A 25,417-nucleotide genomic window follows, 5' to 3' on the forward strand; every position below is an offset into this window, starting at 1 on the left:
CGCTCTACCATCGCTCTATCCGTAGCAGGCTCTCCTCCGTTTGTGCCGGTGCCCCGTTCTACGCGGGCATACCGGCCTCTACGGAGCATCGGGGGATGCACATGACCAGCGCTCCGCACCTGCTCACCGAAGACCGACCGGAGTTCGATCGGCTCCTCGACGAGGCGCTGCGCACAGCGAACGACCGGCCCGAGCTCGCCACCATCGGCGAACGGCTGAACGCCGAACAGCTGCGCACCATGGCCATGGGGGCCACCGCGCTGCTCACGGCCGCGGCCGCGGCCGAGTACGACCACTACGTGAAGATCCGCAAGGAGCGGCAGAACGAGATCCTGTCCACCCCCGGAACGACGGGGGAGGAGGGCGACGGGCAGGGTGCGGGCGGCGGCGCGGGTGTCAGCGCCGTGGTCGCGGTCCTCGCGCCGGTCCTGGCCGGCACCGCCATGCTGATCTTCCTGCTGGTGGGCTACATCCTGAAGATGATCGAACCCGAACCGGCCTTCGCCGACACGATGCTGACGGCGGGCTGGCTCTTCGGCGCGCTCACGGTCGCAGCGCTGCTCTTCGCCGTGATCGGACTGCTGGTGACGGCCGTCCGCAACAGCTCCACCGAGGTGGTGGCGGACGAGACCGAAGCGATACCCGACGAGGTGTCACGGGCCCGGGAGGCCTGGCGCAACGCCCTGCTGGAGCGCGGCATCATGCCGTTCCTTCGGGATGCCCTGGCCGATCCCAGTGCCGGGGCCGGACTCCCGGCCCCGCGAAAGCCGGGGACCGGGCGCATCCCCAACCTGGGATACACCCGGCCCGATTTCACCAGCCCCGGGGCCCCGGCCGAGGGGCCCAGGCCCGGATACACATCCCCGGACTTCACCAGCCCGGACTTCGGCGGCCCGGAGAGCGAGCCGCAGTGACCACCCGCTACTTGGTCTCCTCGGGCTTGATGTAGCGGTCCTGCCTGGTCAGCGCCTTGTGTGCGAACCTGACCAGACCGTTCGCACCCGGGGTGGGCTGAGGGGTGGACGCCGTCCACACCTTGGTGCAGTTGAGGGCGTCCGGATTGCCGGGGTTGAGGGCACACGGGGTCTCGTAGACGACCCCGCCCGTGGTCAGCACCTCGACGTTGACGATGTTGGCCTGCTCGGAGATCGATACCGCGCACGCGTCCTCGGGGTACGTGGCCACGCTGGTGGACAGGTCGTACCAGCGCCAGGGGGTCACGTTGGGCTGCAGGTCGCGGATGGCGGCGTAGGTGACTCCGGCCGAGAGCACCGCCTTGATCTCGCGGGCCGCCGAGGGCCGGTGGGCGTCCACGTCGTAACACGCACCGCTGGCGCCCTGAGCACCCGTCGCTCCGGTGGCACCGGTCGCACCCGTCGCCCCCGTGGCACCGCTGGCGCCCTGGGCACCCGTCGCTCCGGTGGCACCGGTCGCACCCGTCGGGCCGGTGTGACCTCGCGGACCCGTCGGGCCGGTGTGGCCCCGCGGGCCGGTGGGCCCCGTCGCGCCCGTGTGGCCCGTATGCCCCTTGGGTCCGCGCGGACCCCGCGGGCCGGTCGGACCCACCCTGCACTCGTCGTCGTCGCGGGACGTCTGCGCGACCAGGTCCGCCGCCCTCTGGGTCCGGGCGTCCGGTCTGTGGTGTTCGGACGAGCAGCGGTCCGGATTACCCGGCGCCGCGGCCAGCGCGACCACCGGGGACGCCATACCCGCCAGTACCAGGGCCACCGAGGCTAGCGTGCCTCCTGTCAGCCAGCCGGCCCGTCGGGGCAGCGGCCCCAAGTACGCACGGGTCTTGTTCTCAGAACTCATGTACCGCTCCTCGCACACACCGGATCGAATGGAACTTCGAAGTCCGAAAACGAGACCGGACTCCGCGGGCCATCCTGAAGACCCCGGCCCCACGAGACGGACCGGCGCGCCCATCAGTCAGCGGAACGGCGCAGCCCGCACCGCCACTTGGCTGTCCGCCGCGCCGCCACAGGGGTCGGCGTACCGGCGTGCCGCACCCGCCCGTCCGGAGGCCGTCCCTAGGGTCAGCCGCCGTGAAGCCGACCATTTTCCTCTGCATGATCGTGAAGAACGAGGCCGCCGTCATCGAGCGCTGCCTCGACTCCGTACGGGACCTCATCGACACCTGGGTCATCTCCGACACGGGTTCCACCGACGGCACCCAGGACCTCATCCGCGAAGCGCTGCGCGGGATCCCCGGAGAGCTCCACGAGGAGCCCTGGATCAACTTCGGACACAACCGCAGCCTCAACCTCGCGCACGCCCACGGAAAAGCCGACTACCTGTTGCTCCTCGACGCCGATCTCGTCCTGCGCCGCAACGGCCCACTGCCCCCGCTCACCGCGGATTCGTACATGCTGCGCCATGAGGGCACGACCGAGTACCGGATCAAACGCCTGGTCCGCGCCGATCTCCCCTGGCGATACGAGGGCGTCACCCACGAGTACCTCACCTGTGACCGACGCGACGAGAACGACCAGCGCCCGGGAATCCAGGAGAACCTGGACGCACTGGTGATCGAGGACTATGCCGACGGCGGCTCCCGGCACGACAAGTTCGAGCGGGACGCCCGCCTGCTCGGCACCGAACTGCAACGGGACCCTTCGAACCCCCGCACCGTCTTCTACCTGGCGCAGACCATGCGCGACATGGGCGATACGGCCGCGGCCATCCGGCTCTACGAGCGCCGCGCGTCCATGGGCGGATGGAATGAAGAGGTCTACTACGCCCTGCTCCAAGCCGGCATCCTGAACGGAGAGTCCGGAGACCATCCCGCAGCCCTCGACGCGCTCTCCCGCGCCTGGGAGTCCCGGCCCGGCCGCCTGGAGGCCTGTTACGAACTCGCCGCCAGGCTCCGCCTGCTGGGACGCCACCACACCGCCCACGCCATCACCGGTGCGGTTCTGGGCCGGCCGGTCCCGGAGGACCTGCTCTTCGTCCAGCCGTGGGTGTACCGGTGGGGGCTGCTCTTCGAGCACTCCATCACCGCGTACTGGGTAGGGGACATGGAGGCCTCGCTGCGCGCCTGCGACCGGCTGCTCTCCCTGCCCGACCTGCCCGAGTCCTACCGCCGCCAGACCGAGGCCAACCGCGGCTTTGCGGCGAGTCATGTTTCACGTGAAACGTCCGTCCCTGTTTCACGTGAAACATCGGAGCACTCGCCCGTCTAGCCGGCGAACCGGTGTACTGCGACGCCCACGCAAACGCCCGGCCGCTCCATCGGGAGCGGCCGGGCGTTCGGGCATCCAGGAAATCGGGGCGGGGTCAGCCGACCTGGTTCTGCTGAGCGGGCGCCTGCGCCGGCTGCGTCCGGGAGCGCCCGACGAGGGAGCGGACGAAGTTGAAGATCATCGCCACCGGCAGGATGAACGCCTTGAAGAGGATGAGGTACGAGCCTCCCTCGAAGATGAAGCCGAGGTAGATGCCGTAGCCCACGAAGGCCAGACCGGCTATGACGTTGAACGCGCGCCAGCCCCCGCTCAGCCCGCCGAAGTTGACGGCGCCGATGGCCACCATGAGGATGCCGCTGACGAGCAGCAGCAGGACGTACCACGAGAAGAGCGGCTCGGCGCTGAAGTCAAGATTCAAGGTGTTCCCCCGCGTAAGGATGAGATAAACGGCCATGGGGCCGATCGCGCACAGTACTTGACCGCACGCCACCCTGTCTGCAGATTTCTGCCGCCTTTTCCGCCCGATCCGGATCGCAAATCGCCCGGAAGGCGTGAAAGCGGCGTGAACGGCGCTCCCGGACGGGGGAGTCGCCGTTCACGCCTTCACTTCGGCCTCAGTCGGCGAGCGGCAGGTACACGCGGTTGCCCGCGGCCGCGAACTCGGCGGACTTCTCCGCCATGCCCGCCTCGATCTCCTCCGCCTTCAGGTCACCGCCGTGCTGGCGGCGGATGTCCTGGGAGATCTTCATCGAGCAGAACTTCGGACCGCACATCGAGCAGAAGTGCGCCGTCTTGGCCGGCTCGGCCGGGAGCGTCTCGTCGTGGAACTCACGGGCCGTGTCCGGATCGAGGGCCAGGTTGAACTGGTCCTCCCAGCGGAACTCGAAGCGCGCGTCCGACAGGGCGTCGTCCCACTCCTGGGCGCCGGGGTGACCCTTGGCCAGGTCCGCCGCGTGGGCCGCGATCTTGTACGTGATGACGCCGGTCTTCACGTCGTCGCGGTTCGGCAGGCCCAGGTGCTCCTTGGGCGTGACGTAGCAGAGCATCGCGGTGCCCCACCAGGCGATCATCGCGGCGCCGATGCCCGAGGTGATGTGGTCGTACGCGGGCGCGACGTCCGTGGTCAGCGGGCCGAGCGTGTAGAACGGCGCCTCCTCGCAGATCTCCTGCTGGAGGTCGATGTTCTCCTTGATCTTGTGCATCGGGACGTGCCCGGGGCCCTCGATCATCGTCTGCACGTTGTACCGCTTGGCGATCGTGTTCAGCTCGCCCAGCGTCTTCAGCTCCGCGAACTGCGCCGCGTCGTTGGCGTCCGCGATGGAGCCGGGGCGCAGGCCGTCGCCCAGCGAGTACGTGACGTCGTACGTCGCGAGGATCTCGCAGAGCTCCTCGAAGTTCGTGTAGAGGAAGTTCTCCTTGTGGTGCGCCAGGCACCAGGCGGCCATGATCGAGCCACCGCGAGAGACGATGCCCGTCTTGCGGCGCGCAGTCAGCGGCACGTACGACAGCAGCACGCCGGCGTGGACCGTCATGTAGTCCACGCCCTGCTCGGCCTGCTCGATGACCGTGTCCTTGTAGATCTCCCAGGTCAGGTCCTCGGCGCGGCCGTCGACCTTCTCCAGCGCCTGGTACAGCGGCACGGTGCCGATCGGCACGGGGGAGTTGCGCAGCACCCACTCGCGGGTGGTGTGGATGTTGCGGCCGGTCGAGAGGTCCATGACCGTGTCGGCACCCCACTTGGTCGCCCAGGTCATCTTGTCCACCTCCTCCTCGATCGAGGAGGTGACGGCGGAGTTGCCGATGTTGGCGTTGACCTTCACCAGGAACCGCTTGCCGATGATCATCGGCTCGATCTCGGGGTGGTTCACGTTCACCGGCATGACCGCGCGACCTGCGGCGATCTCCTCGCGGACGACCTCGGGGGAGACGTTCTCGCGGATCGCGACGTACTCCATCTCCGGGGTGATCTCGCCCCGGCGGGCGTACGCGAGCTGCGTGACGGCGGCGCCGCCACGGCCCCGGCGGGGCTGGCGCGGACGGCCCGGGAAGACGGCGTCGAGGTTCTTGAGGCCGCCGCGCGGCGAGGTGTGCTTGATGCCGTCGTCCTCGGGGCGCGCGGGACGGCCCGCGTACTCCTCGGTGTCACCGCGGCTGATGATCCAGTTCTCGCGCAGCGGCGGCAGGCCCCGGCGGACGTCGGTCTCGATCTGCGGGTCGGTGTACGGACCGGACGTGTCGTACAGCGTCACGTCCTTGCCGTTGGTGAGGTGGACCTGGCGAACCGGCACCCGGATGTCGGGGCGGGAGCCTGCCACGTACCCCTTGTGCCAGCCGGGCTGGCGCTCGGTCTGGCCATCGGCGTCCTGGCTGACGGCAGGCGTGCGTGCATCCTGAATGGTCATGAGACCTAATCTCCCTACGCCGGCATTACCCGGTAACAGGTTCGGCGGTCGACGCAGCCTCCTCCCGTACGCATATTCGAATGCGAACGGTGATCAGCGCCCTCTCAGCCCGGTGCTCCGAGCTCCCGCGTTGTGCAAAGTAGCCCCCACGCTAGCGTCATCTGTGGCGTGCTGAACAGTGGGCCCCCTCATCTGTTGCGATGATCGGCCGGTGACGTCCTCGCCGCAGCCCCCCACCGAACCCACGGATCACGCTGGTCACACCGGCCACGCACACACGGACCCCGGGCACTCGCCAGAGCACTTGCCCGGCCAGTCTCCCGGGCACTCCCACGGGCATTCGCACAGCCACGGCCCGGCCGCCCCGGTCTCGAAGCACCTGCGGAAGGTGATCGCGGCGGTACTGATCCCCTTCGCCGCCGCCGTCGTGATCGGCATGGCGGTGCTCTGGCCCGGTGGCGCCCCGGCCCACGAGCGCACCGGGGTGGGCTTCGACCGCCAGACCCAGCAGGGAAAGGTCGTCGCGCTCCAGCAGGTCGACTGCAAATCCGTGAACGCCGCGCAGGTGCCGGCCACCGGCGACACCTCCACGCCCGAAGGGCGCGAGGCCGTGGCCTCGCAGACCGGCGAGTGCAAGAAGGCCACCATCGAGGTCGGCACCGGACCCGACAAGGGCCGCAAGTTCACCGAGATCGTCCAGCCGGGCGCACCACGGCAGTTGACGAACGGCCAGGAAGTGGTGGTGGCCTACGCGCCGGACGCGCCCCGGGACCTCCAGTACTCCGTGATCGACGTGAACCGCAAGCTGCCGATGGCCCTGCTGGCCGGGATCTTCGCCCTCGCGGTCGTCCTCGTCGGGCGGATGCGCGGGCTGTTCGCGCTCATCGCCCTCGCCGTCAGCTTCGCCGTACTGACCCTCTTCATCCTCCCCGCCATCCTGCAGGGGTCGAATCCGCTGGTCGTCGCCGTGGTCGGGGCCAGCGCGATCATGCTGATCGCCCTCTACATGTGCCACGGGCTGACGGCCCGCACCTCGGTCGCGGTCCTCGGCACGCTCGTCTCGCTGCTGCTGATCGGCCTGCTGGGCTCGCTGTTCATCGGCTGGGCCTTCCTCAGCGGCAACACGGACGACAACACCGGGCTGATCCACGGGCTCTACCCGAACATCGACATGAGCGGTTTGCTGCTTGCAGGTGTGATCATCGGATCGCTGGGCGTACTCGACGATGTGACCGTCACTCAGACCTCAGCGGTATGGGAACTCCACCAGGCCGACCCGACGATGGGACCGCGCGGCCTGTACCGGGCGGGCATCCGCATCGGGCGCGACCACATCGCCTCGGTGGTGAACACCCTGGTACTGGCCTACGCGGGCGCCGCGCTGCCGCTCCTCCTGCTGTTCTCGATCGCCAACAGCAGCATGGGTTCGGTGGCCAACAGCGAGCTGGTCGCGGAGGAGATCGTACGGACCCTCGTGGGATCGATCGGACTGGTCGCCTCGGTACCCGTGACGACGGCGCTGGCCGCGCTGGTGGTCTCCGCCGACCGTACGGATTCCCCGGCGGCCACCCCGGCCGCGGGGCCGCTCCGTGGCGGCCGGGGCCGGCGGCGCAAGCGCTGAACGGCCGACCGGCGGGCGCGACTGGTCAGGGCGCGCGCACGGCCGGTCGTGAAGGGGGCAAAGTGGAGCGCTCAGCGCGTCGGCACGCTGAGCCGTGGTGCGTACGTCCGGTGCGGTGGCCGGACTTCGCTCAGCCCGCGTTCTGCTCGTTCTGCTGCGATTCGGCGAGGATCTTGTCGAGCGCCTCGTCGAGGTTCTCCTCGAAGTCTCCGAGGTTGCGCTCCTGGCCGAGCGGAACGATCCGGTCGGTACGGTCGAGGAACGCGACGAGCGGCGCCGCGCTCGCGCGGAAGAGAGCCCGGTCTGCGCCTACTTGCAGCCGGATGTGGACATCGGACAGCTCCTCCGGATCGGTCGGGGCGATGTGGACATCACCGTCTCCGCACGGCTTGTTGATGCCGTCCAGAAGGAGTTCCCGGCCGAACGCCCAGGTCACGGGCGCATCTCCGGGAAGGTGGAAGGTCAGGCGGACTGCGTAGGGGTCACGAGCGTCGTACCGGAGTTCCACCGGGATCCGGAACGAGAGCTCCTCGGAAACGAGGAAGCTCATCATGACCTCTGCCTGTACCGACTCGCGCATTGCCTACCCCGCTGTAGTGGAAGTGGCCAGGAATGATCCCCCAAGGCCCTCTTGACAAGAGTGGTGGAAGCGCTTGCAGATCACAAGGAGTGAGTTTTCAGATACTGATAGAGAACGAGAGGGTGCTCAACAGCGCGCCTACTTCACTCCGTAGCCGATCGACCGCATACAGCAATCGGTTTTCCTGGTGCAGGGGGAGAGAAATCGCCATCGTCGCGGCGGTGTCGCCGGCGGTGATGGGGATGGCCGCGCACACCGTTCCCAGAGCGTATTCCTGCCGCTCGGTCACCGGCTGCATCCGCTCCATGGAGCCGATCCGCTGCTCCAGAGCCCGCTGATCCGTCACGGTGTAGGCGGTGATGGACTCGACCGGATGACGGTCGTAGTAGTCCCTGCGCGTCTTCTCGTCGAGCTGGCCGAGCAGGCACTGCCCGATGGCGTGCGCGTGGCCGGTCTCGCGGAAATCGGCCCACTCCTCGCAGGCCGGATTGGCCGGAGTGTCCGAGACACCCACGACCTCGATTTCACCCTCGCGGTAGACGGCGAAGTAGACGGGGGCCCCGACCGCGTCGCGGAAGTGCGCGAGGGAGTCGAGGATCATGCTGCGACGTTTCTGCTGAAGCCCCCCACCGGCCAGCCGGCCCGCGGCGTCCCCCAGGACGAAGACCCCGCTCTCCCGTCGCAGATAGCCCTCGTGCGTCAGGGTGCGGAGCAGGTGGTACGCGGTGGGAAGCGGGAGCCCGGCCTCGCGCGCCAGTTGTTTCGCCGGGGCTCCCTCACTATGTGAACCCACCGCTTCGAGCAGCCTCAGCGCCCGCTGCACCGAGCCGATCAGCGTCGGCACACCGGCGTTGTGAACCGAAGACAAAAGCTCACCCCCAGGCGTGGCGGCGAGCCTTGGGGGGGCCCGCCCTGCGGGGGCCGCCCCCGCGTGTGCCGTGAATCCTGGGGGTCGTGCTCGGCGGCTGTTTGAGAGAACCGCAGGTCAGGGCGGCAGTACCGGCTTTCGGTGCCCAGGGAACGGCACAGATTGCCACTCTATCCGCCGATTCCCGGGCTGTGAGCGGTTTAGCGCCTCACGTTCCCTCAGCTGGGTTAATCACGCTCTTGCCCGGGTTGCGCCAGTTCTACCACTCTCCGGCGGAGGACTTCGACCCGCGGCCGGTGAACTTCTTGACGATGAAGATCAGGCCACCGACGAGGGCCACGAGGAGCAACGCCTTGAAGACGAAGCCGATCAGTGCGGCCAGGATGCTGGTGATCACACCGCCGAAGACGAGGAGCACCAGCAGCGGAACGGCGACCCACTTGACCCACCACGGCATGCCCTCGAATATCCCTCGGATGCCTTCCATGTCCTCGACCTCTTCTTCCTAGTCCGTGACTTCCTGCTCTCGATGCTAGGAGGCCACGGCCCCCGGCGGGGGCCCGTGAGCCCCCGGAGTCCCCTGATCCGACCCCTAGGGGGAGCGGGCCCCGAACCCTCAGCCGCCCGGTCCCTTCACCCTTCCGGCGGAGAGAAGACCACCATCACCTTGAGGTTCTCGGTGATGTGGTGGAACTTGTGCGGCACCCCGGCCGGCACGTAGACGACGCTCCCGTTCGCGACCATCGTCGTCTCCTCCCCGACGGTGATCGAGGCCCGGCCGCTCACGACGAAGTACACCTCGTCCTGGCCGTGCGGCTGCTGGGGGTCGCTCTGCCCCGCGTCCAGCGCGTACAAGCCGACCGACATGTTCCGCTCGCGCAGGAACTGCAGGTACGCACCCTCGTTCTCGGCCCGCTCGGCCTCGAGCTCGTCCAGCCTGAAGGCCTTCATCGTCTTTGTACCCCTTGTGCTCTCTCGTGCCGCGAGCATCCGCAGATCAGCTGATGTTCCACCGGGATCATCTCTGCAACGATCGGACACATGACGAATTTCGTAGTCAAGACTCTCGCCAACGCGGCGGCCCTGGCCGTCGCCATCTGGCTCCTCGCGGGCATCACCCTCGACGACGGCAGCAGCATGGGCCGCCGCACGCTCACGCTGATCCTGGTCGCGCTGATCTTCGGCCTGGTCAACTTCATCGTCAAGCCCGTGGTGAAGCTGTTCTCGCTGCCCCTGTTCATCCTGACCCTCGGTCTGTTCACCCTCGTGGTGAACGCGCTGATGCTGCTGCTGACCTCGTGGCTGGCGAAGCAGTTCGACCTCAGCTTCCACGTCGACAACTTCTGGACCGCCGTCGTCGGCGCCCTGATCATCTCCATCGTCTCCTGGGCCGTGAACATGGTCCTGCCCGACAAGAACTGAACCGGCGCCCATGTACCGCGTGTGCTTCGTCTGCACCGGCAACATCTGCCGCTCGCCCATGGCCGAGTCCGTCTTCCGGTCCCACGTGGCCGGCGCCGGGCTCGCGGAGCTGGTCTCGGTCGACAGCGCCGGGACCGGCGGCTGGCACGAGGGTGACGGGGCGGACCCGCGCACCGTCGCAGTCCTGGAGGCCGCCGGCTACGACCCGGACCACCGGGCCCGCCGGTTCCGGGCCTCCTGGTTCGCCGGTCTCGACCTGGTCATCGCGCTCGACGCCGGTCACCTCCGCGATCTGAGGGCGCTCGCCCCCACCTCCGAGGACGCCGCCAAGGTCCGGCTGCTGCGGTCCTACGACCCGGCGGCCACCACCGCGGAGACCGACGTACCCGATCCCTACTACGGCCCCTTCGAGGGATTCGAGGAATGCCTGGACCTGGTCGAGGCGGCGAGCCCCGGCCTGCTGGACGCCGTACGCGAAGCCCTGAAGGAGCACACCCCGTGAGCGCACCCGACAACGCGGCCCCGGGGGCCGAGCGGCTCGGCGACGGCACCGTCGCCGTCCGCGCCGGTCTGCCCGATCCCGTCAAGAACGAACCACCGCTGCCCGGCCCCGTCTTCGCCGCGCACTTCCACCTCCCCGGCGACGTCGAAGGGCCGTACGCCTACGGCCGCGACACCAACCCCACCTGGACGCTGCTCGAGCGGGCCATCGGGGAGTTGGAGGCCCCCGGCCTGGAGGGGGTGGACACCGTCGTCTTCGCCTCCGGCATGGCCGCCGTGTCCGCCGTCCTGCTCTCCCAGGCACGCGCCGGCGACACCGTCGTCCTGCCCGACGACGGCTACCAGGTCCTGCCGCTGGTGCGGGAACAGCTGGAGGCGTACGGGGTCCACGTGCGCACCGCTCCCACCGGCGAGGACGCCCAGCTCTCCGTTCTCGACGGGGCCCGGCTGCTGTGGCTGGAAACCCCCTCCAACCCCGGGCTCGACGTCTGCGACGTGCGCCGCCTCGTGGAGGCCGCGCACGCCGGCGGAGCCCTGGTCGCCGTCGACAACACCCTCGCGACCCCGCTCGGCCAACGCCCCATCGAACTGGGCGCCGACTTCTCGGTGGCCAGCGGCACCAAGGGCCTCACCGGCCACGGAGACCTCCTGCTCGGCTACGTCGTCTGCCGCGACGCGGAGCTCGCCGCGGGCATCCGCCGCTGGCGCAAGGTGGTCGGCGCCATCCCCGGCCCCATGGAGGCCTGGCTCGCCCATCGTTCCCTGTCCACCATGCAGCTGCGGGCCCAGCGCCAGTGGGCCAACGCGCTCGCCGTCGCCGAGGCGCTCGCCGACCGCGCCGACGTCACCGCGCTGCGCTACCCCGGCCTGCCGGCCGACCCCTCCCACAAGACGGCCGCACGTCAGATGCGGGGCTTCGGCTCGGTGGTCTCCTTCACCCTGGCCGACCGCGCGCACGCGGAACGGTTCATGGCCGCCCTGCGCCTGGTCGAGGACGCCACCAGTTTCGGCGGAGTACGGTCCACCGCGGAGCGCCGCCGGCGCTGGGGCGGGGACGCCGTCCCGGAGGGCTTCATCCGCTTCTCCGCCGGCGCCGAGGACACGGAGGACCTGGTCACGGACGTACTGCGGGCCCTCGACCTGGCGGCCGCACACGCCTGAACCACGCTCCGGAGTCGGTCCGAGTCCCCTGTCCGGCGGCTCGGACCGCCCGGAGCCCGGCCCCGCGGGTTTCGCGGGCACGCGTTTCAGAAGCGGAAGTCTGGGCCACTCTTCTCCCATGACCGAACGTCCAGTGGTCAAACGCACCGCCCGCGCGATCCTGCTCGACGGTGGCGACCTGATCCTCATCAAGCGCACCAAGCCAGGCGTCGACCCGTACTGGCTCACCCCCGGCGGCGGTGTGGAGTCCTCGGACCTCACCGTCGTCGACGCCCTCCACCGAGAGCTCCACGAAGAACTCGGCGCGAAGATCACCGATGTCGTGCCCTGCTTCGTCGACACCGTCGAGCACATCGCCGACAAGGGGGTGACGGGCGTCAAGGTCCAGCACTTCTTCGTCTGCCGCCTCGAATCCATGGACCCCAACCAGCGGCACGGCCCCGAAATCGACGAGCCGCTGGGCGAGTACGAGATCGTCCGCGTGCCCTTCAACCGCGTCGGCATCGCCGCCGTGCACCTCGTACCGCTGTCGCTGCGCCACTACCTCGACGGCAACATCGAGGGCGTGCGCGCGATGCACGCCCCCGACCTGGGCTGACCCGCCGGACGCGGGCGCCGGCCGGGATCAGCCGGCGACGCCCGCCAGCTCCTCCACCTCGTCGTGGCGGATGCGTTCCCCGGGGATCCCGATCCTCTTCAGCGCGTCCACCCCGCTGCGGATCATCGCGGCCGGCCCCGAGACGAACGCGTCGTACGAGCTCCAGGGCCCGTGGGTGCCGACGGCCTGCGGCAGCTGTCCGGCCAGTCCCTCGTCGCAGACCACCGGGCGCACCGACAGCCAGGGGTGCGAGCGCTGCAGCCCCAGCAGGGTGTCCTTGTCGTACAGGTCGTCGTCGCTGCGGGCACCGAAGAACACTTCCACCGGCCGCCGTTCGCCGTGCTCGGCCACATCCTCGATCAGCGCCTTGATGGGGGCGATGCCGGTACCGCCGCCCAGACACAGCATGCCGTTGTCGGTGCTGTGGTCGACCACCATCGATCCCGCGGGCGGCCCGAGCCGGAGCACGTCACCGGGCCGGGCGTGCCGTACCAGCGCGTTGGACACCCATCCCGCGGGAACGGCCTTGACGTGGAAGGAGAGCAGCCCGTCCGCACGCGGGGCCGAGGCGAACGAGTAGTGCCGCCACACCCGCGGCCACCAGGGGGTCTCCAGGCTCGTGTACTGACCCGCCAGGAACGGGTACGGCTGGTCGGGGCGGACCGTGAGCACCGCGATGTCGGAGGTGCGCAGATCGTGGGAGACCACCTCGGCGTGCCACCACGGCGGCGCCTTGGTCTCGGCCTCGGACGCGGCGTCGATCATGATCTGGGAGATCGCGGTGTACGTCCGCACCCAGGCGGCCTCGGTCTCGGGCCCCCAGGTGTCCTGCGCGTACCGGGCCAGTGCCCCGAGCAGGGCCTCGCCCACCGGCGGATAGTGCCCGGACTGGGTCCCGTACTTGCGGTGCCCGGCGCCCAGTCGGCGCAGGTACGCGGTGAGCACCTCCGGATCGTCGATGTGCTCGGCGGCCGTCAGCAGGGCCTTCAGCAACCGGTCGCGCTGTACGTCCATCGCGGCCGGGAACATCCCCCGCAGATCCGGGTGCGCCGTGAACACCAGGGCGTAGAAATAGGAGGTCACCTTGTCGGCGACAGGTGCGATCTCCGCGAGGGTCCGGCGGATGAGCACGGCATCGGGGGAGGGCTCGGGCGCACCGTCCCCGGACGGTATCCGGGATGTTCCCCGTCTTGCCGATCTGGTGGGCGGAGCGTCCATGCGGTGCCTCGCTTCGAGCATCTCGGTAGGTCTGCACGCGCCACGGCCTTCGAATCCGTGGTTCCGGGTTTCACAGCGTGCCAGTCCGCCCCAGAGCTTGCGGGGAAATGCGGGAAATCCGCGTTTCGAACCCCCTTTCCCCTTAAGATGCCTCAACTCCCATGCGTGCCACCCCTGTCAGCTGGTATGCCTCACGCAGGTCGCGTCCCTCGTAGACGTGCGTCGCCCGCTCCACCAGATACGGCCGTGCGTTCACCGCGACCGAGAGCGGCACCGCGTCGAAGAGCGCCACATCGGTGCTGGAATCCCCGTACGCGACACAGTCGGCCCGGGTCACGCCGAACCGCGCGCACAGCTGGTCGGCGACCGTCACCTTGCCTTCCGGCGTCAGGATCCCCGCCACGTCCACCAGCCGGGTGAAGGGCACTTCCGGGAAGACCGAGCCGTGCGCGGCGTGCGCGCCCCACTCCAGCAGGAGCTCCACGAAGAAGGACGGCGACAGCGAGATCACCGCGCAGTAGTCCCCGCGCTCCCTGATCTCCTGCCAGACCTCCCGGATTCCCGACAGCCACGGAGCCCCGTCGAATGCCGCCCGGACATGATCCGGAGTCAGCTCCGTCCAGAGCTGCTGGGCCGCCAGCGAGAACTGGTGGGGCTCGAGCTGCCGTGCGGCGAAGGCTCGCTCGAGCTCGGCGATCTCCTCGCTCAGCCCGAGCTGCCGGGAGATCTCGACCGGCGCGGCCGAGCCGTACATCAGGGTCCCGTCGAGGTCGAAGAGGTGCAGCAGAGTCATAACCACCGAGGCTAGTACGTTCGTTTTACGTGAAACAGTGGGGGCTCCCAGCAGGAGCAAGCGGATGTTTCACGTGAAACATCCACCCGGAATCCCCTGGACCGGGCCCCGGCCGATGAACCAGTCTGGGGCCGTGACACCACCACACCTCACCGCCCTCCCGATCCGCGCGCTGACCGTGGACGACCTCCGCCACTGCGCCGATCTCTCCGAAGACCGCGGCTGGCCCCGCGAAGACCACAAGTGGGGGCTGCTGCTCGCCGCCGGACACGGTTACGGCATCGACGCCCCTGACGGCCGGGGACTTGCCACGGCCTGCGTGGTCACCCGGTACGGGCCTCCCCTGGCCGAGCCCGAACTCGCCGCCATCGGCATGGTCCTCGTCGCCGAGCGCTATGCCCGCCAGGGCCTGGGCCGACGGCTGATGGCGTACATCTGCGATGAGGTCCTCAAGGGCATCCCGCTCACCCTGCACGCCACCCCGTACGGCCGCCCCCTCTACGAGGAGCTCGGCTTCGAGACCACCGGCCGCGCCGAGATGCTCCGGGGCGTCTTCCGCCCGGATGCCGCGGCAGCTGCTCCGGACTCCGTCCGGGTCCGGCCCTCAACCGCCGAGGACATCGCGGGGATCCTCCGGCTGGACTCCGAGGTCTTCGGCGCCGACCGGACGCACCTGATCACCCGGCTGCCCGCCTTCACGGACCGGCTGCTCGTCGCCGAGGACTCCGCCGGCGGCCTGATCGGCTACGGAGCCATCTGGCCGAACATGGAGACCCATGTCATCGGGCCACTCGTGGCCCGGGACACAGCCGCGGCCCAGGCCCTCGTCGCCGCCCTCGCCGCGGCCACCGACCGGCCCCTGCGCACCGATGTCGACGTACGCCACGAAGAACTGCTCGGCTGGCTCAAGGAGCGCGGCCTCGATTCCGTGGCCTTCAATGCCGTGATGACCCGAGCCATCCCCGGTCTGCCCGGTGACTGGACCCGTCGCTGGGCCCCGCTCACCGTGGCGGCCGGCTGAACGAGGAACCTCAGACCATGATCGAAACCAGCTCTGACCTGCTCATCCGTCCGGCCGTCGAGGGAGACCTGCCGGCGATCGTCGCCATGCTCGCCGACGACCCGCTCGGCGCGGCCCGCGAATCCACGGACGACCTCACCCCCTACACGGTGGCGCTCAAGCGGCTCACGGACGACCCCCACCAGCACGTGGTCGTCGCCGAGCGCGAGGGCCGTGTCGTGGGGACCCTCCAGCTGACGATCGTCCACGGGCTCTCCCGCAAGGGGGCCACGCGCTCGATCATCGAAGGTGTCCGCGTCCACGCGGACGAACGCGGCAGCGGACTGGGCACCCAGTTCATCGAATGGGCGATCGAGAAGTCCCGCACCGAGAACTGCCGGCTCGTCCAGCTCACCTCGGACGCGACCCGTACCGATGCCCACCGCTTCTACGAGCGGCTCGGCTTCACCGCTTCCCACGTCGGGTTCAAACTCCAGCTCTGAGCCCCCGTGCGTGGGCCGGGTCGCTGTCGGCGCCCCGGCCTACGATCGGGAGGATGAGCAGCCTTCCCCTGATCACCACCGCGGAGCGTCGCCACCGTCTCGGCCGGCGCCACCGACTCGCACCGTCGGCCCGGGCCTCGGACGTGCCCCAGGTGGCGGACGCCGTGATCGGCCTGCACGCAACCGACGCCGCGACCGTCTTCCTCTCTGCCCGCGCCCGGCTGAACGAAGGAGGGCCGGTCGCGATCGAGCGGGCCCTGTACGAGGACGTGAGCCTCGTACGGCTGCTCAGCATGCGCAACACGCTCTTCGCCGTCTCCACGGAACTCGCCCCGTACGTCGACTCCTCCACCGCCCGGGGGATCGCGCTGAAGGAGCGCCGCGCCTTCCTCAAGCACCTCGACGAGGACGGTCAGGGCCTCGACGCGGACTGGCTGGCCCGGGTGGAGAGCGCAGTACTGGACGCGCTCGACGCCCACGGCCCCTCCACCGGCACCCAACTCTCCACGGCCGTCCCCGCCCTGCGCCAGAAGTTCGTCTACGGACGGGGCAAGAAGTACGAGACCGAGACCGGTGTCGCCACCCGTGTCATCCGCCTGCTGGCCGCCGACGGCAGGATCCGCCGGGACCGGCCCCGGGGATCGTGGACCTCCAGCCAGTACCGCTGGGTCCACACCGAGCCCTGGCCCGCCGTGCCCCCGGCCGAGGCTCGAGCCGAGATCGCCCGGCGCTGGCTCCGCTCCTACGGTCCGGCCACCGAGGCCGACTTCAAATGGTGGACCGGCTGGACGCTCTCCGACGTCCGCAAGGCCCTCGCGGTCGTCGGCCCTGACGAGGTCCGGCTCGACGACGGCTCCACCGCGCTCGTCCACCCCGCGGACACCGGGCCCGAACCCGAGCAGGAACCCTGGGCCGCCCTGCTTCCCGCCCTCGACCCGAGCGCCATGGGCTGGGTGGACCGGGGCTTCCACCTCGATCCCGCCCACCGGCCGGCCCTCTTCGACCACTCCGGCAACATCGGCCCCACCGTGTGGTGGAACGGAGAGATCGTCGGCGGATGGGCCCAGCGGGCCGACGGCGAGATCGTCCACCGGCTGCTGGGCGACCCCGGCAGCGAAGCCGGAAGCGCCGTCGCCGCCGAGGCGGTCCGGCTCGCCACCTGGTTGGGGGAGGCCCGGGTCACCCCGCGCTTCCGTACCCCGCTGGAGCGTGAACTCGTGGCGGGGTGAAGCGGTTCGCTAGCCGATGCCGCGCCAGCCCTGCGGGTCGACCCCGCCCGGCACCGGGGCCTCGGGTTCGTACGGTTCACGGGTGAATACGAACGAGCCGAGGTCGAGGTGGCTCACCGACCCGTCCGGCCGGCGTACCGACCGGAGCGACTCGCCCGCGTAGTACCCGCTCAGGCCGGTCCAACTGCCGTCCGGCTCCGGCCGGAACCGGGCGGACCGTCCGCTCCCGCCCACCGGGCCCAGCTCCAGGAACCCGTCGTAGGTCAGCCGTACGGCCTGGGCCGACGTCCCCCAGTACCAGGGGCCGCACAGCTCCAGCGCGACCGGATCGGCCTCGCGCAACGGCCGCCACGGTTCGGGGATCCGCGGCTCGGCCTCCGCGACGATGCCCACCAGGTCGGCCGCCAGCGTCGAGGCCGGCAGGCCCGAGGTGCAGTTCGCCAGCACCACCGCGGCCAGGTCCTCCTCCTCGCTCAGCCACAGGCCGGCGACGAAGCCCGGCAGCGATCCGCTGTGCCCCGCGAGCCGGCGCCCGCCGCTCTGCGTCAGCTGCATCCCGAGCCCGTAGCCGAGATCGGCGAGGCCCGGCTCCGGGGGAGTGGCGGACGTCCTCATCTCCCGTACGGACCCGGCGCTGAGCACGCGCGCGTCGCCCCGTACGAGGAAGGCGGCGAACTTCGCCAGATCGCCGGTGGTGGACCACAGCTGTCCGGCCGGGGCCATGAGCCCGAGGTCCTCCAGGGGTTCCGGCATCATCACGTCCGCCCACGGGTGCACCGCCCAGCCTCCCGCGTGCGGGGCCAGCGGCTGCGCCGTCGTCCGCTCCAGACCCAGCGGCTCCAGCACCTCGGCCCGCAGGACCTCTTCCCACGGCCTTTGCCGCACGGCCTCCACGATCGAACCGAGCAGGGTGTAACCCGGGTTGGAGTAGTGGTGGCGCCGTCCGGGCTCGAAGCGGAAGGGGTGCTCACCGAGGACGTCCGAGAGCTCCGGCCGCAGCGTGCCCGCGGTCCGCTCCCACCACTCCCCAGGGGTCTCCGCGGCCAACCCGCCCGTGTGGGCGAGCAGCTGGCCCACGGTCACCTCGCCGGCACCCGTGCCCGGCAGGAACTTCTCGACCGGGTCGCCGAGTCCCAGCAGTCCTTCGTCCCGCAGCCGCATCACCAGAACGGCCGTGAAGGTCTTGGTGATCGACCCGATCCGGTACTGCACGTTCCCGTCGGGGCCGTGCCCCTCGACCATGGTCCGGGAGCCTTCCCAGACCACCTCGCCGCCCCGCACCACGGCCGCCACCAGGGACGGAGCCCTGCCTTCGCGCTGGGCGACCGCGATCCGGTGACCGAGCGAACGCCTGGTGGCGGGGAGGAGGGAAAGATCTTCAGATACGGCATCCATGGGGCGGATGCTACGTGTTGGCCATGTCCACGAATCGCGAATAGTGGCCCTGGAAGGCCACGGTGATGGTCGCCGTCGGACCGTTACGGTGCTTCGCCACGATCAGGTCCGCCTCACCCGCGCGGGGGGATTCCTTCTCGTACGCGTCCTCGCGGTGCAGCAGGATCACCATGTCGGCGTCCTGCTCGATCGATCCGGACTCACGCAGGTCGGAGACCATCGGCTTCTTGTCGGTGCGCTGCTCGGGACCACGGTTCAGCTGGGACAGCGCGATCACCGGGACCTCCAGCTCCTTCGCCAGGAGCTTGAGGTTTCGGGACATGTCCGAGACCTCCTGCTGGCGGCTCTCGGGCCGGCGCGAGCCGCCCGACTGCATCAGCTGGAGGTAGTCGATGACGACGAGCGACAGGTCGTTGCGCTGCTTGAGCCGACGGCATTTGGCCCGGATCTCCATCATCGACAGGTTGGGCGAGTCGTCGATGTAGAGCGGGGCGGCGGAGACGTCCGGCATCCGGCGGGCCAGCCGGGTCCAGTCGTCGTCCGTCATCGTGCCGGAGCGCATGTGGTGCAGGGCCACCCGGGCCTCTGCCGAGAGCAGGCGCATCGCGATCTCGTTGCGCCCCATTTCGAGGGAGAAGATGACGCTGGGCAGGTTGGCCTTGATGGAACAGGCACGGGCGAAGTCCAGCGCGAGGGTGGACTTGCCCATGGCGGGACGGGCCGCGATGACGATCATCTGGCCCGGGTGCAGGCCGTTGGTCAGCGAGTCCAGGTCCGTGAAGCCGGTCGGGACGCCCGACATCTGGCCGCTGCGCGAGCCGATCGCCTCGATCTCGTCGAGGGCGCCCTCCATGATGTCGCCGAGCGGCAGGTAGTCCTCGGAAGTGCGCTGCTCGGTGACGGCGTAGATCTCGGCCTGTGCGCTGTTGACGATCTCGTCGACGTCACCGTCGGCGGCATAGCCCATCTGCGTGATCTTCGTACCGGCGGCGACCAGCCGGCGCAGGACCGCCCGCTCGTGGACGATCTCCGCGTAGTACTCGGCGTTCGCGGCCGTCGGGACCGACTGGACCAGCGTGTGCAGGTAGGGGGCGCCGCCGACCTTGCTGATTTCGCCGCGCCGGGTCAGCTCGGCGCTGACGGTGATCGGGTCGGCGGGCTCGCCCTTGGCGTACAGGTCGAGGATGGCCTGGTAGATCGTCTCGTGCGACGGGCGGTAGAAGTCGTGCCCCTTGAGCACCTCGACCACGTCGGCGATGGCGTCCTTGGACAGCAGCATGCCGCCGAGGACGGACTGCTCGGCGTCGAGGTCCTGGGGCGGGACCCGCTCGAAGCCGCCGCCACCACCGTCCCAGGAGCCGCCCTCGCGGCCCCGGTCGTTGTCTTCGTCCCCGCGACCGCGGCCTTCGCCGCCACGGCGCGAGCGGGCGGGCAGACGGTCACCTGGACCGCTGTCGGCCCAGGGGTCGTCCATGGGCTCGGACATGCTCACCGGGCCGCCTCCTCCCGTCCGCAACGCGGACCTTGCCGTGTCACTCTTTCTACGACACGGCTCTGACATTTGGGGCACCCGAATCGGCTCTCGGCGAGTCGGACCAACGCACAACGGTAGGCCCGGGAGCGACGTCAGCCAATCTTGTTATCCACAGGCTGTGTGGATGAGTTGTGGATGACGGCGCCAATGCTGTGGGTAACTCCCCGGAAGCTGTGCACGGACCGGGGGACGGCGCTGTGGACAAAATCACCTGCCCTACCCACACACCCATTCTGACCTGCTATTTCTCCCCCCACGGACTGCGGGGGAGAAATTTCTTCGCCACTGCCTCGAGATCGCCTCCAACGAGGTGGGACGAACGCTCGAATCGGTGCATCCGTAAGGCTCTAAAGACCCTTGCGTCTATTACCTGTGGAAGATTAGATTGAGCACATGAGACAGGCCCCCACAGCACCGACGGCTGCCCCGAGACGGCACGACCGCGAGATCTTCGCACTCGCCGTCCCCGCCTTCGGCGCCCTCGTCGCCGAACCCCTCTTCGTGATGGCCGACAGCGCCATCGTGGGGCACCTCGGCACACCCCAGCTGGCCGGTCTCGGCATCGCGGCCGCACTGCTCACCACGGCCGTGAGCATCTTCGTCTTCCTCGCCTACGCCACCACCGCGGCGGTGGCCCGACGCGTCGGCGCGGGCGACCTCCAGGCCGCCATCCGGCAGGGCATGGACGGTATCTGGCTAGCCCTGCTGCTCGGCGCGGCCGTCGTCGCGGTCGTACTGCCCACGGCGCCGTCCCTGGTCTCCCTCTTCGGGGCCTCCGACACCGTCGCCCCGTACGCGATCACCTACCTGCGGATCTCCGCCCTCGGCATCCCCGCGATGCTCGTGGTGCTCGCCGCCACCGGGGTCATCCGCGGCCTCCAGGACACCCGGACCCCGCTCTACGTCGCGATCGGCGGCTTCGCCCTCAACGGCGGCCTCAACGTCGCCCTGGTCTACGGCGCCGGGCTGGGCATCGCCGGCTCCGCGTGGGGGACCGTGATCGCCCAGTGCGCCATGGCGGCCGCCTACCTGATCGTGGTCGTCCGGGGCGCCCGCCGGCACCATGCCTCGCTGCGCCCCGACGCCGAGGGGATCCGGGCCTGTGCACAGGCCGGTGCGCCCCTGCTGGTCCGCACCCTTTCCCTGCGCGCCGTCCTGCTGATCGCGACCGCCGTGGCCGCGCGCCTCGGCGACGCCGACATCGCCGCCCACCAGATCCTGCTCTCCCTGTGGAGTCTGCTCGCCTTCGCCCTCGACGCGCTCGCGATCGCCGGGCAGGCCATCATCGGCCGCTACCTGGGCGCGGGCGACACCGAGGGAGCCGAGGCCGTCTGCCGCCGCATGGTGCGGTGGGGGATCATCTCCGGCATCGTCCTGGGCCTCCTGGTGATCGCGGCCCGCCCCGTCTTCATCCCGCTCTTCACCAGTGACCCGGCGGTCGAAGACGCCCTGCTGCCCGCCCTGCTCGTGGTCGCCCTCTCCCAGCCCGTCTCCGGCATCGTCTTCATCCTCGACGGTGTCCTGATGGGCGCGGGGGACGGGCGCTACCTGGCCTGGGCCATGCTGCTGACCCTCGCGGTCTTCACCCCGGCCGCTCTGCTCGTACCGGCCGTGGGAGGCGGGCTGACGGCCCTGTGGTGCGCCATGACGCTGATGATGGTGGTCCGGATGGTCACCCTCCAGCTACGTTCCCGCTCGGGCCGCTGGCTGGTCGCGGGAGCCACGCGGTAGACGCGTACGGGACAGGGCGATCGGGACGGGGCGATGTTTCACGTGAAACATCGCCCGTCGGCAACGACGAAGGGCCGCACCCCCACAGGGGTGCGGCCCTTCATGCGCAGCCCTTAGGCGGCGACGACCTCGATGCCAACGGTCGCGGCCACGTCGGCGTGCAGACGCACGGAGACCTGGTACGAACCGAGGGTCTTGATCGGCGAGCCCAGCTCAACGCGGCGCTTGTCGACCTTCGGGCCACCGGACGCCTCGATCGCCGTGGCGATGTCGGAGGGCGTGACGGAACCGAAGAGACGACCGGCGTCACCCGCGCGGGTGGCCAGACGGACCTTGACGTTCTCGAGCTTGGCCTTGAACTCGTTGGCCTGCTCGATGGTCGCGATCTCGTGGATCTTGCGGGCGCGGCGGATCTGCGCCACGTCCTTCTCGCCACCCTTGGTCCAGCGGATCGCGAAACCACGCGGGACCAGGTAGTTGCGAGCGTAACCGTCCTTGACGTCGACGACATCGCCGGCGGTGCCGAGGCCAGAGACCTCGTGGGTCAGGATGATCTTCATTATTCGGTCACCCTTTCCTTATCGCGCGGTGGACGTGTAGGGCAGCAGTGCCATCTCACGGCTGTTCTTGACTGCCGTGGCGACGTCACGCTGGTGCTGCGTGCAGTTGCCGGTTACGCGGCGGGCACGGATCTTGCCACGGTCGGAAATGAACTTCCGCAGCATGTTCGTGTCCTTGTAGTCCACGTACACGGTCTTGTCCTTGCAGAACGCGCAGACCTTCTTCTTAGGCTTGCGCACAGGCGGCTTCGCCATTGTGTCTCTCCTGTGAAATCAAGAAGTGGGGGTGCGAGCTGCCCTAGAAGGGCGGCTCGTCCGAGTAGCCACCGCCGGAGCCGCCGGAGCTTCCGCCCCAACCGCCACCGCCGCCGCCCTGCTGCTGGCCGCCGGCCGGCGCACTGGACGCCCAGGGGTCGTCGGAGGGAGCTCCGCCGCCCTGGGGAGCAGCGCCGCCACTGGGGGCTCCGCCCCAGTTGCCACCGCCGCCGCCCTGCTGCTGACCGCCGCCACCGCCGCCGTATCCACCCTGGCCACCACGACCGGTGGTCTTGGCGACCTTGGCCGTGGCGTTCTTCAGGCTGGGGCCGACTTCCTCGACGTCCAGCTCGTAGACCGTGCGCTTGACACCCTCACGGTCCTCGTAGGACCGCTGCTTCAGCCGGCCCTGCACGATGACGCGCATGCCTCGCTGAAGGGACTCGGCGACGTTCTCCGCCGCCTGCCGCCAGACCGAGCAGGTCAGGAACAGGCTTTCGCCGTCCTTCCACTCATTGGTCTGCTTGTCGAAGGTGCGGGGAGTGGACGCGACACGGAACTTCGCGACCGCCGCACCCGAGGGGGTGAAGCGCAGCTCGGGGTCGTCGACGAGATTGCCGACGACCGTGATGACGGTCTCGCCTGCCATGGATGAACCTCTCGGCGGGGATTGCTGCTGGGCTGCTGTGCTACTCGGTCCCGATTACCGCTGAACCGAAGTTCAGTGGGTCTCGGGGCGGAGGACCTTGGTCCGGAGAACCGACTCGTTCAGGTTCAGCTGTCGGTCAAGCTCCTTGACGACCGCAGGCTCGGCCTGAAGGTCGATGACCGAGTAGATGCCCTCGGGCTTCTTCTTGATCTCGTAAGCGAGACGACGACGGCCCCAGGTGTCGACCTTCTCGACCTTTCCGTTGCCCTCACGGACGACAGAAAGGAAGTTCTCGATCAGCGGGGAGACAGCGCGCTCCTCGAGATCGGGGTCGAGGATGACCATCACTTCGTAGTGACGCATGTGGAACCCACCTCCTTTGGACTCAGCGGCCACGGTCGTTCCGTGGCAGGAGGGTCGTGATGCGTGCGCACGGCATCTGCAGAGCAGACACCGCGCAGCTGTACAGACTACCTCCTCGACTCCTTCCGGTTGAAATCCGGCAGCAGGAGGCCACACTCTGTATTCATCGGGTGTGCTCGGTGCTATGCCCCCGGCCCCTGCCGGAGGAGGCCCCGCAGCACCGCTCTGCTGCAGCCAGGAGGTGCCTTCCGATGGCACAGGCAATGCGTCCTCAGTCCTCCATCTCGCTCTTCGCGACCGACGGCAAACCCCATCCCCTCCAGGACACCCTGGTGGCGATCACTCTGGTCCTCGGTGCCGTGGCGTTCGTCACGGCCTTCTTCCACAATCTGCACCTGCTCACCTCGTGGACCGGGCTGATCGGGATCGTCACCGGCCTCTACGGTCAGTTCATCTCGGTCACGACACGCGAGCGCTTCGCGCTGATCCTCGGCCTCGGTGCCTCTGCCCTCGGCTTCTTCCTCGGCATGGCGCACGGAGGTCTCTTCGGCGGCTGGCTGGGCTGAGCGGGTACCTCCGCGACGGGGCGCCGGCCTCCCACCGGCCCGGGCCCGGCCCGTCCCCCAGATGGGTGGCGCCCCCGTCGCAGTAGGCTTCGCGCCATAGCCAGCGAAGCCGCCGGAGGAGACGCCCCGCATGAGCCTGTCCCTGAGGACCATCAGCCGAGAGCAGCATCTGGGCTATCTCCAGAGCCTGCCCTCGGCTAGCCACTGCCAGGTCCCGGCGTGGGCCGACGTGAAGAACGAGTGGCGTTCCGAGAACCTCGGATGGTTCGACCAGTCCGGTGAACTCGTCGGCGCCGCACTCGTGTTGTACCGGCAGCTGCCCAAGGTGAAGAGGTACCTCGCGTACCTCCCCGAGGGCCCTGTCATCAACTGGTACGCCCCCAACCTCGAGGAGTGGCTCCAGCCGATGCTGGCGCACCTCAAGCAGCAGGGCGCCTTCACCGTGAAGATGGGCCCGCCCGTCGTCATCCGGCGCTGGAACTCCACCGCCATCAAGGCCGGGATCCAGGACCCGGAGGTCAAGCGCCTGCGCGACGTGGAGGCCTCCGTCATCGAGCCCCGCGCCTTCGAAGTCTCCGACAAGCTCCGCCGGATGGGCTGGCAGCAGGCCGAGGACGGCGGCGCCGGATTCGGTGACGTCCAGCCCCGGTACGTCTTCCAGGTACCGCTGGCCAACCGCTCGCTGGACGACGTCCTCAAGGGCTTCAACCAGCTGTGGCGCCGCAACATCAAGAAGGCCGAGAAGGCCGGTGTCGAGGTCGTCCAGGGCGGTTACGAGGACCTGCCGGTCTGGCAGCAGCTGTACGAGGTGACGGCCGAGCGCGACAAGTTCCGCCCGCGCCCGCTCAGCTACTTCCAGCGCCAGTGGACGGCCCTCAACTCCGAGGACCCCAACCGGATGCGCCTGTACATCGCCAAGCACGAGGGGGAGCCGCTGGCCGCCGCCACGATGCTCACCGTCGGCCAGCACGTCTGGTACTCGTACGGCGCCTCCGCCAACCACAAGCGCGAAGTCCGCCCCTCGAACGCGATGCAGTGGCGCATGCTGCGCGACTCCTACGCGCTCGGCGCAAGCGTCTACGACCTGCGCGGCATCAGTGACACCCTGGACGAGAACGACCATCTGTTCGGCCTGATCCAGTTCAAGGTCGGCACGGGCGGCGAGGCCGTCGAGTACGTCGGCGAGTGGGACTTCCCGCTCAACAAGCTGCTGCACAAGGCGCTCGACATCTACATGTCGCGTCGCTGATCCCGCCCCATCCACACACACCGCACCGCTGCACCAC

General features: G+C 69.4%; 28 protein-coding genes and 1 riboswitch. Of the genes, 13 read left to right on the forward strand and 15 right to left on the reverse strand.

Annotation, left to right across the window (positions count from 1 at the left end):
* Positions 1-95: 95 nt before the first annotated feature.
* Entirely contained in the window at positions 96-914 is an 819-nt protein-coding gene (locus OG904_RS14235) for a hypothetical protein (protein WP_405490870.1), read from the forward strand.
* Positions 915-921: 7 nt separating this feature from the next.
* On the opposite strand, the gene OG904_RS14240 is transcribed toward OG904_RS14235, so the two are convergent.
* Positions 922-1,812 carry a collagen-like protein gene (locus OG904_RS14240; protein WP_405490872.1) on the reverse strand — a complete coding sequence of 297 codons (891 nt, stop codon included), beginning with the start codon at positions 1,810-1,812 and terminating at the stop codon, positions 922-924.
* A gap of 233 nt (positions 1,813-2,045) precedes the next feature.
* On the opposite strand from OG904_RS14240, the gene OG904_RS14245 reads away from it, so the two are divergent.
* Positions 2,046-3,182, forward strand: coding sequence for a glycosyltransferase (locus OG904_RS14245; protein WP_405490874.1), 1,137 nt, complete (start codon positions 2,046-2,048; stop codon positions 3,180-3,182).
* A 94-nt stretch (positions 3,183-3,276) separates the two neighbouring features.
* Here the strand turns inward: OG904_RS14245 and OG904_RS14250 are convergent, their stop codons facing one another.
* Positions 3,277-3,600: a hypothetical protein gene (locus OG904_RS14250; RefSeq protein WP_405490876.1), complete on the reverse strand. Its 324-nt coding sequence runs from the start codon at positions 3,598-3,600 to the stop codon at positions 3,277-3,279.
* A 196-nt stretch (positions 3,601-3,796) separates the two neighbouring features.
* Entirely contained in the window at positions 3,797-5,584 is a 1,788-nt protein-coding gene (gene thiC, locus OG904_RS14255) for a phosphomethylpyrimidine synthase ThiC (protein WP_405490878.1), read from the reverse strand.
* A riboswitch (TPP riboswitch) is annotated at positions 5,579-5,723 on the reverse strand. (Overlaps the previous gene by 6 nt.)
* A gap of 165 nt (positions 5,724-5,888) precedes the next feature.
* On the opposite strand from thiC, the gene OG904_RS14260 reads away from it, so the two are divergent.
* Positions 5,889-7,205 carry a YibE/F family protein gene (locus OG904_RS14260; RefSeq protein WP_405490880.1) on the forward strand — a complete coding sequence of 439 codons (1,317 nt, stop codon included), beginning with the start codon at positions 5,889-5,891 and terminating at the stop codon, positions 7,203-7,205.
* A 130-nt stretch (positions 7,206-7,335) separates the two neighbouring features.
* Here OG904_RS14260 and OG904_RS14265 read toward each other — a convergent pair whose 3' ends face one another.
* The 4 genes from OG904_RS14265 to OG904_RS14280 form a co-directional block, all read right to left on the reverse strand.
* Positions 7,336-7,785 (reverse strand): SsgA family sporulation/cell division regulator, encoded by a 450-nt coding sequence (locus OG904_RS14265; protein ID WP_243331178.1) that lies wholly within the window; start codon positions 7,783-7,785, stop codon positions 7,336-7,338.
* A gap of 97 nt (positions 7,786-7,882) precedes the next feature.
* Positions 7,883-8,620 (reverse strand): IclR family transcriptional regulator, encoded by a 738-nt coding sequence (locus tag OG904_RS14270; protein WP_405498007.1) that lies wholly within the window; start codon positions 8,618-8,620, stop codon positions 7,883-7,885.
* Between the two features lie 292 nt (positions 8,621-8,912).
* Positions 8,913-9,140, reverse strand: coding sequence for a DUF5326 family protein (locus OG904_RS14275; RefSeq protein WP_405490882.1), 228 nt, complete (start codon positions 9,138-9,140; stop codon positions 8,913-8,915).
* A gap of 146 nt (positions 9,141-9,286) precedes the next feature.
* Positions 9,287-9,604: a cupin domain-containing protein gene (locus tag OG904_RS14280; RefSeq protein WP_405490884.1), complete on the reverse strand. Its 318-nt coding sequence runs from the start codon at positions 9,602-9,604 to the stop codon at positions 9,287-9,289.
* Positions 9,605-9,694: 90 nt separating this feature from the next.
* Between OG904_RS14280 and OG904_RS14285 the strand changes: the two genes are divergently transcribed.
* From OG904_RS14285 to OG904_RS14300, 4 genes are all read left to right on the forward strand, one after another.
* On the forward strand, positions 9,695-10,075 hold the full coding sequence (locus tag OG904_RS14285) for a phage holin family protein (protein ID WP_405490886.1): 381 nt from the start codon (positions 9,695-9,697) through the stop codon (positions 10,073-10,075).
* 10 nt (positions 10,076-10,085) lie between these two features.
* Entirely contained in the window at positions 10,086-10,577 is a 492-nt protein-coding gene (locus OG904_RS14290; protein WP_405490888.1) for a low molecular weight protein-tyrosine-phosphatase, read from the forward strand.
* A complete protein-coding gene (locus OG904_RS14295) occupies positions 10,499-11,737 on the forward strand; it encodes a cystathionine gamma-lyase (RefSeq protein WP_405490890.1) in 1,239 nt (412 codons plus the stop codon). Before OG904_RS14290 ends, OG904_RS14295 begins: the two co-directional genes overlap by 79 nt.
* A gap of 118 nt (positions 11,738-11,855) precedes the next feature.
* On the forward strand, positions 11,856-12,335 hold the full coding sequence (locus OG904_RS14300; RefSeq protein ID WP_405490892.1) for an NUDIX domain-containing protein: 480 nt from the start codon (positions 11,856-11,858) through the stop codon (positions 12,333-12,335).
* A 27-nt stretch (positions 12,336-12,362) separates the two neighbouring features.
* Here the strand turns inward: OG904_RS14300 and OG904_RS14305 are convergent, their stop codons facing one another.
* Together OG904_RS14305 and OG904_RS14310 are read right to left on the reverse strand one after the other, a co-directional pair.
* Complete coding sequence (locus OG904_RS14305; RefSeq protein ID WP_405490894.1) at positions 12,363-13,709, reverse strand: globin domain-containing protein; 1,347 nt, start codon at positions 13,707-13,709, stop codon at positions 12,363-12,365.
* Complete coding sequence (locus OG904_RS14310) at positions 13,696-14,346, reverse strand: HAD family hydrolase (RefSeq protein WP_405490896.1); 651 nt, start codon at positions 14,344-14,346, stop codon at positions 13,696-13,698. Before OG904_RS14310 ends, OG904_RS14305 begins: the two co-directional genes overlap by 14 nt.
* Positions 14,347-14,479: 133 nt before the next feature.
* Between OG904_RS14310 and OG904_RS14315 the strand changes: the two genes are divergently transcribed.
* The 3 genes from OG904_RS14315 to OG904_RS14325 are packed head-to-tail and all read left to right on the forward strand — an operon-like array spanning position 14,480 to position 17,078.
* Positions 14,480-15,367: a GNAT family N-acetyltransferase gene (locus OG904_RS14315; RefSeq protein ID WP_405490898.1), complete on the forward strand. Its 888-nt coding sequence runs from the start codon at positions 14,480-14,482 to the stop codon at positions 15,365-15,367.
* A gap of 17 nt (positions 15,368-15,384) precedes the next feature.
* Positions 15,385-15,849: a GNAT family N-acetyltransferase gene (locus tag OG904_RS14320; RefSeq protein WP_405490900.1), complete on the forward strand. Its 465-nt coding sequence runs from the start codon at positions 15,385-15,387 to the stop codon at positions 15,847-15,849.
* Between the two features lie 53 nt (positions 15,850-15,902).
* Positions 15,903-17,078 carry a winged helix DNA-binding domain-containing protein gene (locus OG904_RS14325; protein WP_405490902.1) on the forward strand — a complete coding sequence of 392 codons (1,176 nt, stop codon included), beginning with the start codon at positions 15,903-15,905 and terminating at the stop codon, positions 17,076-17,078.
* 9 nt (positions 17,079-17,087) lie between these two features.
* Here the strand turns inward: OG904_RS14325 and OG904_RS14330 are convergent, their stop codons facing one another.
* Positions 17,088-18,473: a serine hydrolase domain-containing protein gene (locus OG904_RS14330; protein WP_405490904.1), complete on the reverse strand. Its 1,386-nt coding sequence runs from the start codon at positions 18,471-18,473 to the stop codon at positions 17,088-17,090.
* 10 nt (positions 18,474-18,483) lie between these two features.
* Complete coding sequence (gene dnaB / locus OG904_RS14335; protein WP_405498009.1) at positions 18,484-19,947, reverse strand: replicative DNA helicase; 1,464 nt, start codon at positions 19,945-19,947, stop codon at positions 18,484-18,486.
* A 453-nt stretch (positions 19,948-20,400) separates the two neighbouring features.
* Between dnaB and OG904_RS14340 the strand changes: the two genes are divergently transcribed.
* Positions 20,401-21,738: an MATE family efflux transporter gene (locus tag OG904_RS14340; protein ID WP_405490906.1), complete on the forward strand. Its 1,338-nt coding sequence runs from the start codon at positions 20,401-20,403 to the stop codon at positions 21,736-21,738.
* 113 nt (positions 21,739-21,851) lie between these two features.
* Here the strand turns inward: OG904_RS14340 and rplI are convergent, their stop codons facing one another.
* From rplI to rpsF, 4 genes are all read right to left on the reverse strand, one after another.
* Positions 21,852-22,298, reverse strand: coding sequence for a 50S ribosomal protein L9 (rplI, locus tag OG904_RS14345; protein ID WP_243331152.1), 447 nt, complete (start codon positions 22,296-22,298; stop codon positions 21,852-21,854).
* Between the two features lie 18 nt (positions 22,299-22,316).
* Positions 22,317-22,553, reverse strand: a complete 237-nt coding sequence (gene rpsR / locus OG904_RS14350; RefSeq protein ID WP_003956534.1) for a 30S ribosomal protein S18 — start codon at positions 22,551-22,553, stop codon at positions 22,317-22,319.
* A gap of 43 nt (positions 22,554-22,596) precedes the next feature.
* Entirely contained in the window at positions 22,597-23,202 is a 606-nt protein-coding gene (locus OG904_RS14355) for a single-stranded DNA-binding protein (protein WP_328299721.1), read from the reverse strand.
* A 72-nt stretch (positions 23,203-23,274) separates the two neighbouring features.
* Positions 23,275-23,565: a 30S ribosomal protein S6 gene (gene rpsF / locus OG904_RS14360; RefSeq protein WP_015034882.1), complete on the reverse strand. Its 291-nt coding sequence runs from the start codon at positions 23,563-23,565 to the stop codon at positions 23,275-23,277.
* 251 nt (positions 23,566-23,816) lie between these two features.
* Between rpsF and OG904_RS14365 the strand changes: the two genes are divergently transcribed.
* Both OG904_RS14365 and OG904_RS14370 read left to right on the forward strand, forming a co-directional pair.
* A complete protein-coding gene (locus OG904_RS14365; protein WP_405490910.1) occupies positions 23,817-24,131 on the forward strand; it encodes a hypothetical protein in 315 nt (104 codons plus the stop codon).
* A 130-nt stretch (positions 24,132-24,261) separates the two neighbouring features.
* Positions 24,262-25,380 (forward strand): lipid II:glycine glycyltransferase FemX, encoded by a 1,119-nt coding sequence (locus OG904_RS14370; protein WP_405490912.1) that lies wholly within the window; start codon positions 24,262-24,264, stop codon positions 25,378-25,380.
* Positions 25,381-25,417: the final 37 nt, after the last annotated feature.

This window comes from Streptomyces sp. NBC_00096, assembly GCF_045041305.1.
Lineage (GTDB): Bacteria > Actinomycetota > Actinomycetes > Streptomycetales > Streptomycetaceae > Streptomyces.

What these genes read in the sequence shown, in the direction of transcription:
- OG904_RS14265 (WP_243331178.1), bottom strand. Translation starts at nt 7,785, where the DNA reads ATGCGCGAGTCGGTACAGGCAGAGGTCATGATGAGCTTCCTCGTTTCC.
- OG904_RS14370 (WP_405490912.1), top strand. Translation starts at nt 24,262, where the DNA reads ATGAGCCTGTCCCTGAGGACCATCAGCCGAGAGCAGCATCTGGGCTAT.
- OG904_RS14365 (WP_405490910.1), top strand. Translation starts at nt 23,817, where the DNA reads ATGGCACAGGCAATGCGTCCTCAGTCCTCCATCTCGCTCTTCGCGACC.
- thiC (WP_405490878.1), bottom strand. Translation starts at nt 5,584, where the DNA reads ATGACCATTCAGGATGCACGCACGCCTGCCGTCAGCCAGGACGCCGAT.
- rplI (WP_243331152.1), bottom strand. Translation starts at nt 22,298, where the DNA reads ATGAAGATCATCCTGACCCACGAGGTCTCTGGCCTCGGCACCGCCGGC.
- OG904_RS14340 (WP_405490906.1), top strand. Translation starts at nt 20,401, where the DNA reads ATGAGACAGGCCCCCACAGCACCGACGGCTGCCCCGAGACGGCACGAC.
- OG904_RS14320 (WP_405490900.1), top strand. Translation starts at nt 15,385, where the DNA reads ATGATCGAAACCAGCTCTGACCTGCTCATCCGTCCGGCCGTCGAGGGA.
- OG904_RS14285 (WP_405490886.1), top strand. Translation starts at nt 9,695, where the DNA reads ATGACGAATTTCGTAGTCAAGACTCTCGCCAACGCGGCGGCCCTGGCC.
- OG904_RS14235 (WP_405490870.1), top strand. Translation starts at nt 96, where the DNA reads ATGCACATGACCAGCGCTCCGCACCTGCTCACCGAAGACCGACCGGAG.
- OG904_RS14290 (WP_405490888.1), top strand. Translation starts at nt 10,086, where the DNA reads ATGTACCGCGTGTGCTTCGTCTGCACCGGCAACATCTGCCGCTCGCCC.
- OG904_RS14300 (WP_405490892.1), top strand. Translation starts at nt 11,856, where the DNA reads ATGACCGAACGTCCAGTGGTCAAACGCACCGCCCGCGCGATCCTGCTC.
- OG904_RS14240 (WP_405490872.1), bottom strand. Translation starts at nt 1,812, where the DNA reads ATGAGTTCTGAGAACAAGACCCGTGCGTACTTGGGGCCGCTGCCCCGA.
- OG904_RS14330 (WP_405490904.1), bottom strand. Translation starts at nt 18,473, where the DNA reads ATGGATGCCGTATCTGAAGATCTTTCCCTCCTCCCCGCCACCAGGCGT.
- OG904_RS14275 (WP_405490882.1), bottom strand. Translation starts at nt 9,140, where the DNA reads ATGGAAGGCATCCGAGGGATATTCGAGGGCATGCCGTGGTGGGTCAAG.
- rpsR (WP_003956534.1), bottom strand. Translation starts at nt 22,553, where the DNA reads ATGGCGAAGCCGCCTGTGCGCAAGCCTAAGAAGAAGGTCTGCGCGTTC.
- OG904_RS14310 (WP_405490896.1), bottom strand. Translation starts at nt 14,346, where the DNA reads ATGACTCTGCTGCACCTCTTCGACCTCGACGGGACCCTGATGTACGGC.
- OG904_RS14295 (WP_405490890.1), top strand. Translation starts at nt 10,499, where the DNA reads ATGCCTGGACCTGGTCGAGGCGGCGAGCCCCGGCCTGCTGGACGCCGT.
- dnaB (WP_405498009.1), bottom strand. Translation starts at nt 19,947, where the DNA reads ATGGACGACCCCTGGGCCGACAGCGGTCCAGGTGACCGTCTGCCCGCC.
- rpsF (WP_015034882.1), bottom strand. Translation starts at nt 23,565, where the DNA reads ATGCGTCACTACGAAGTGATGGTCATCCTCGACCCCGATCTCGAGGAG.
- OG904_RS14280 (WP_405490884.1), bottom strand. Translation starts at nt 9,604, where the DNA reads ATGAAGGCCTTCAGGCTGGACGAGCTCGAGGCCGAGCGGGCCGAGAAC.
- OG904_RS14325 (WP_405490902.1), top strand. Translation starts at nt 15,903, where the DNA reads ATGAGCAGCCTTCCCCTGATCACCACCGCGGAGCGTCGCCACCGTCTC.
- OG904_RS14355 (WP_328299721.1), bottom strand. Translation starts at nt 23,202, where the DNA reads ATGGCAGGCGAGACCGTCATCACGGTCGTCGGCAATCTCGTCGACGAC.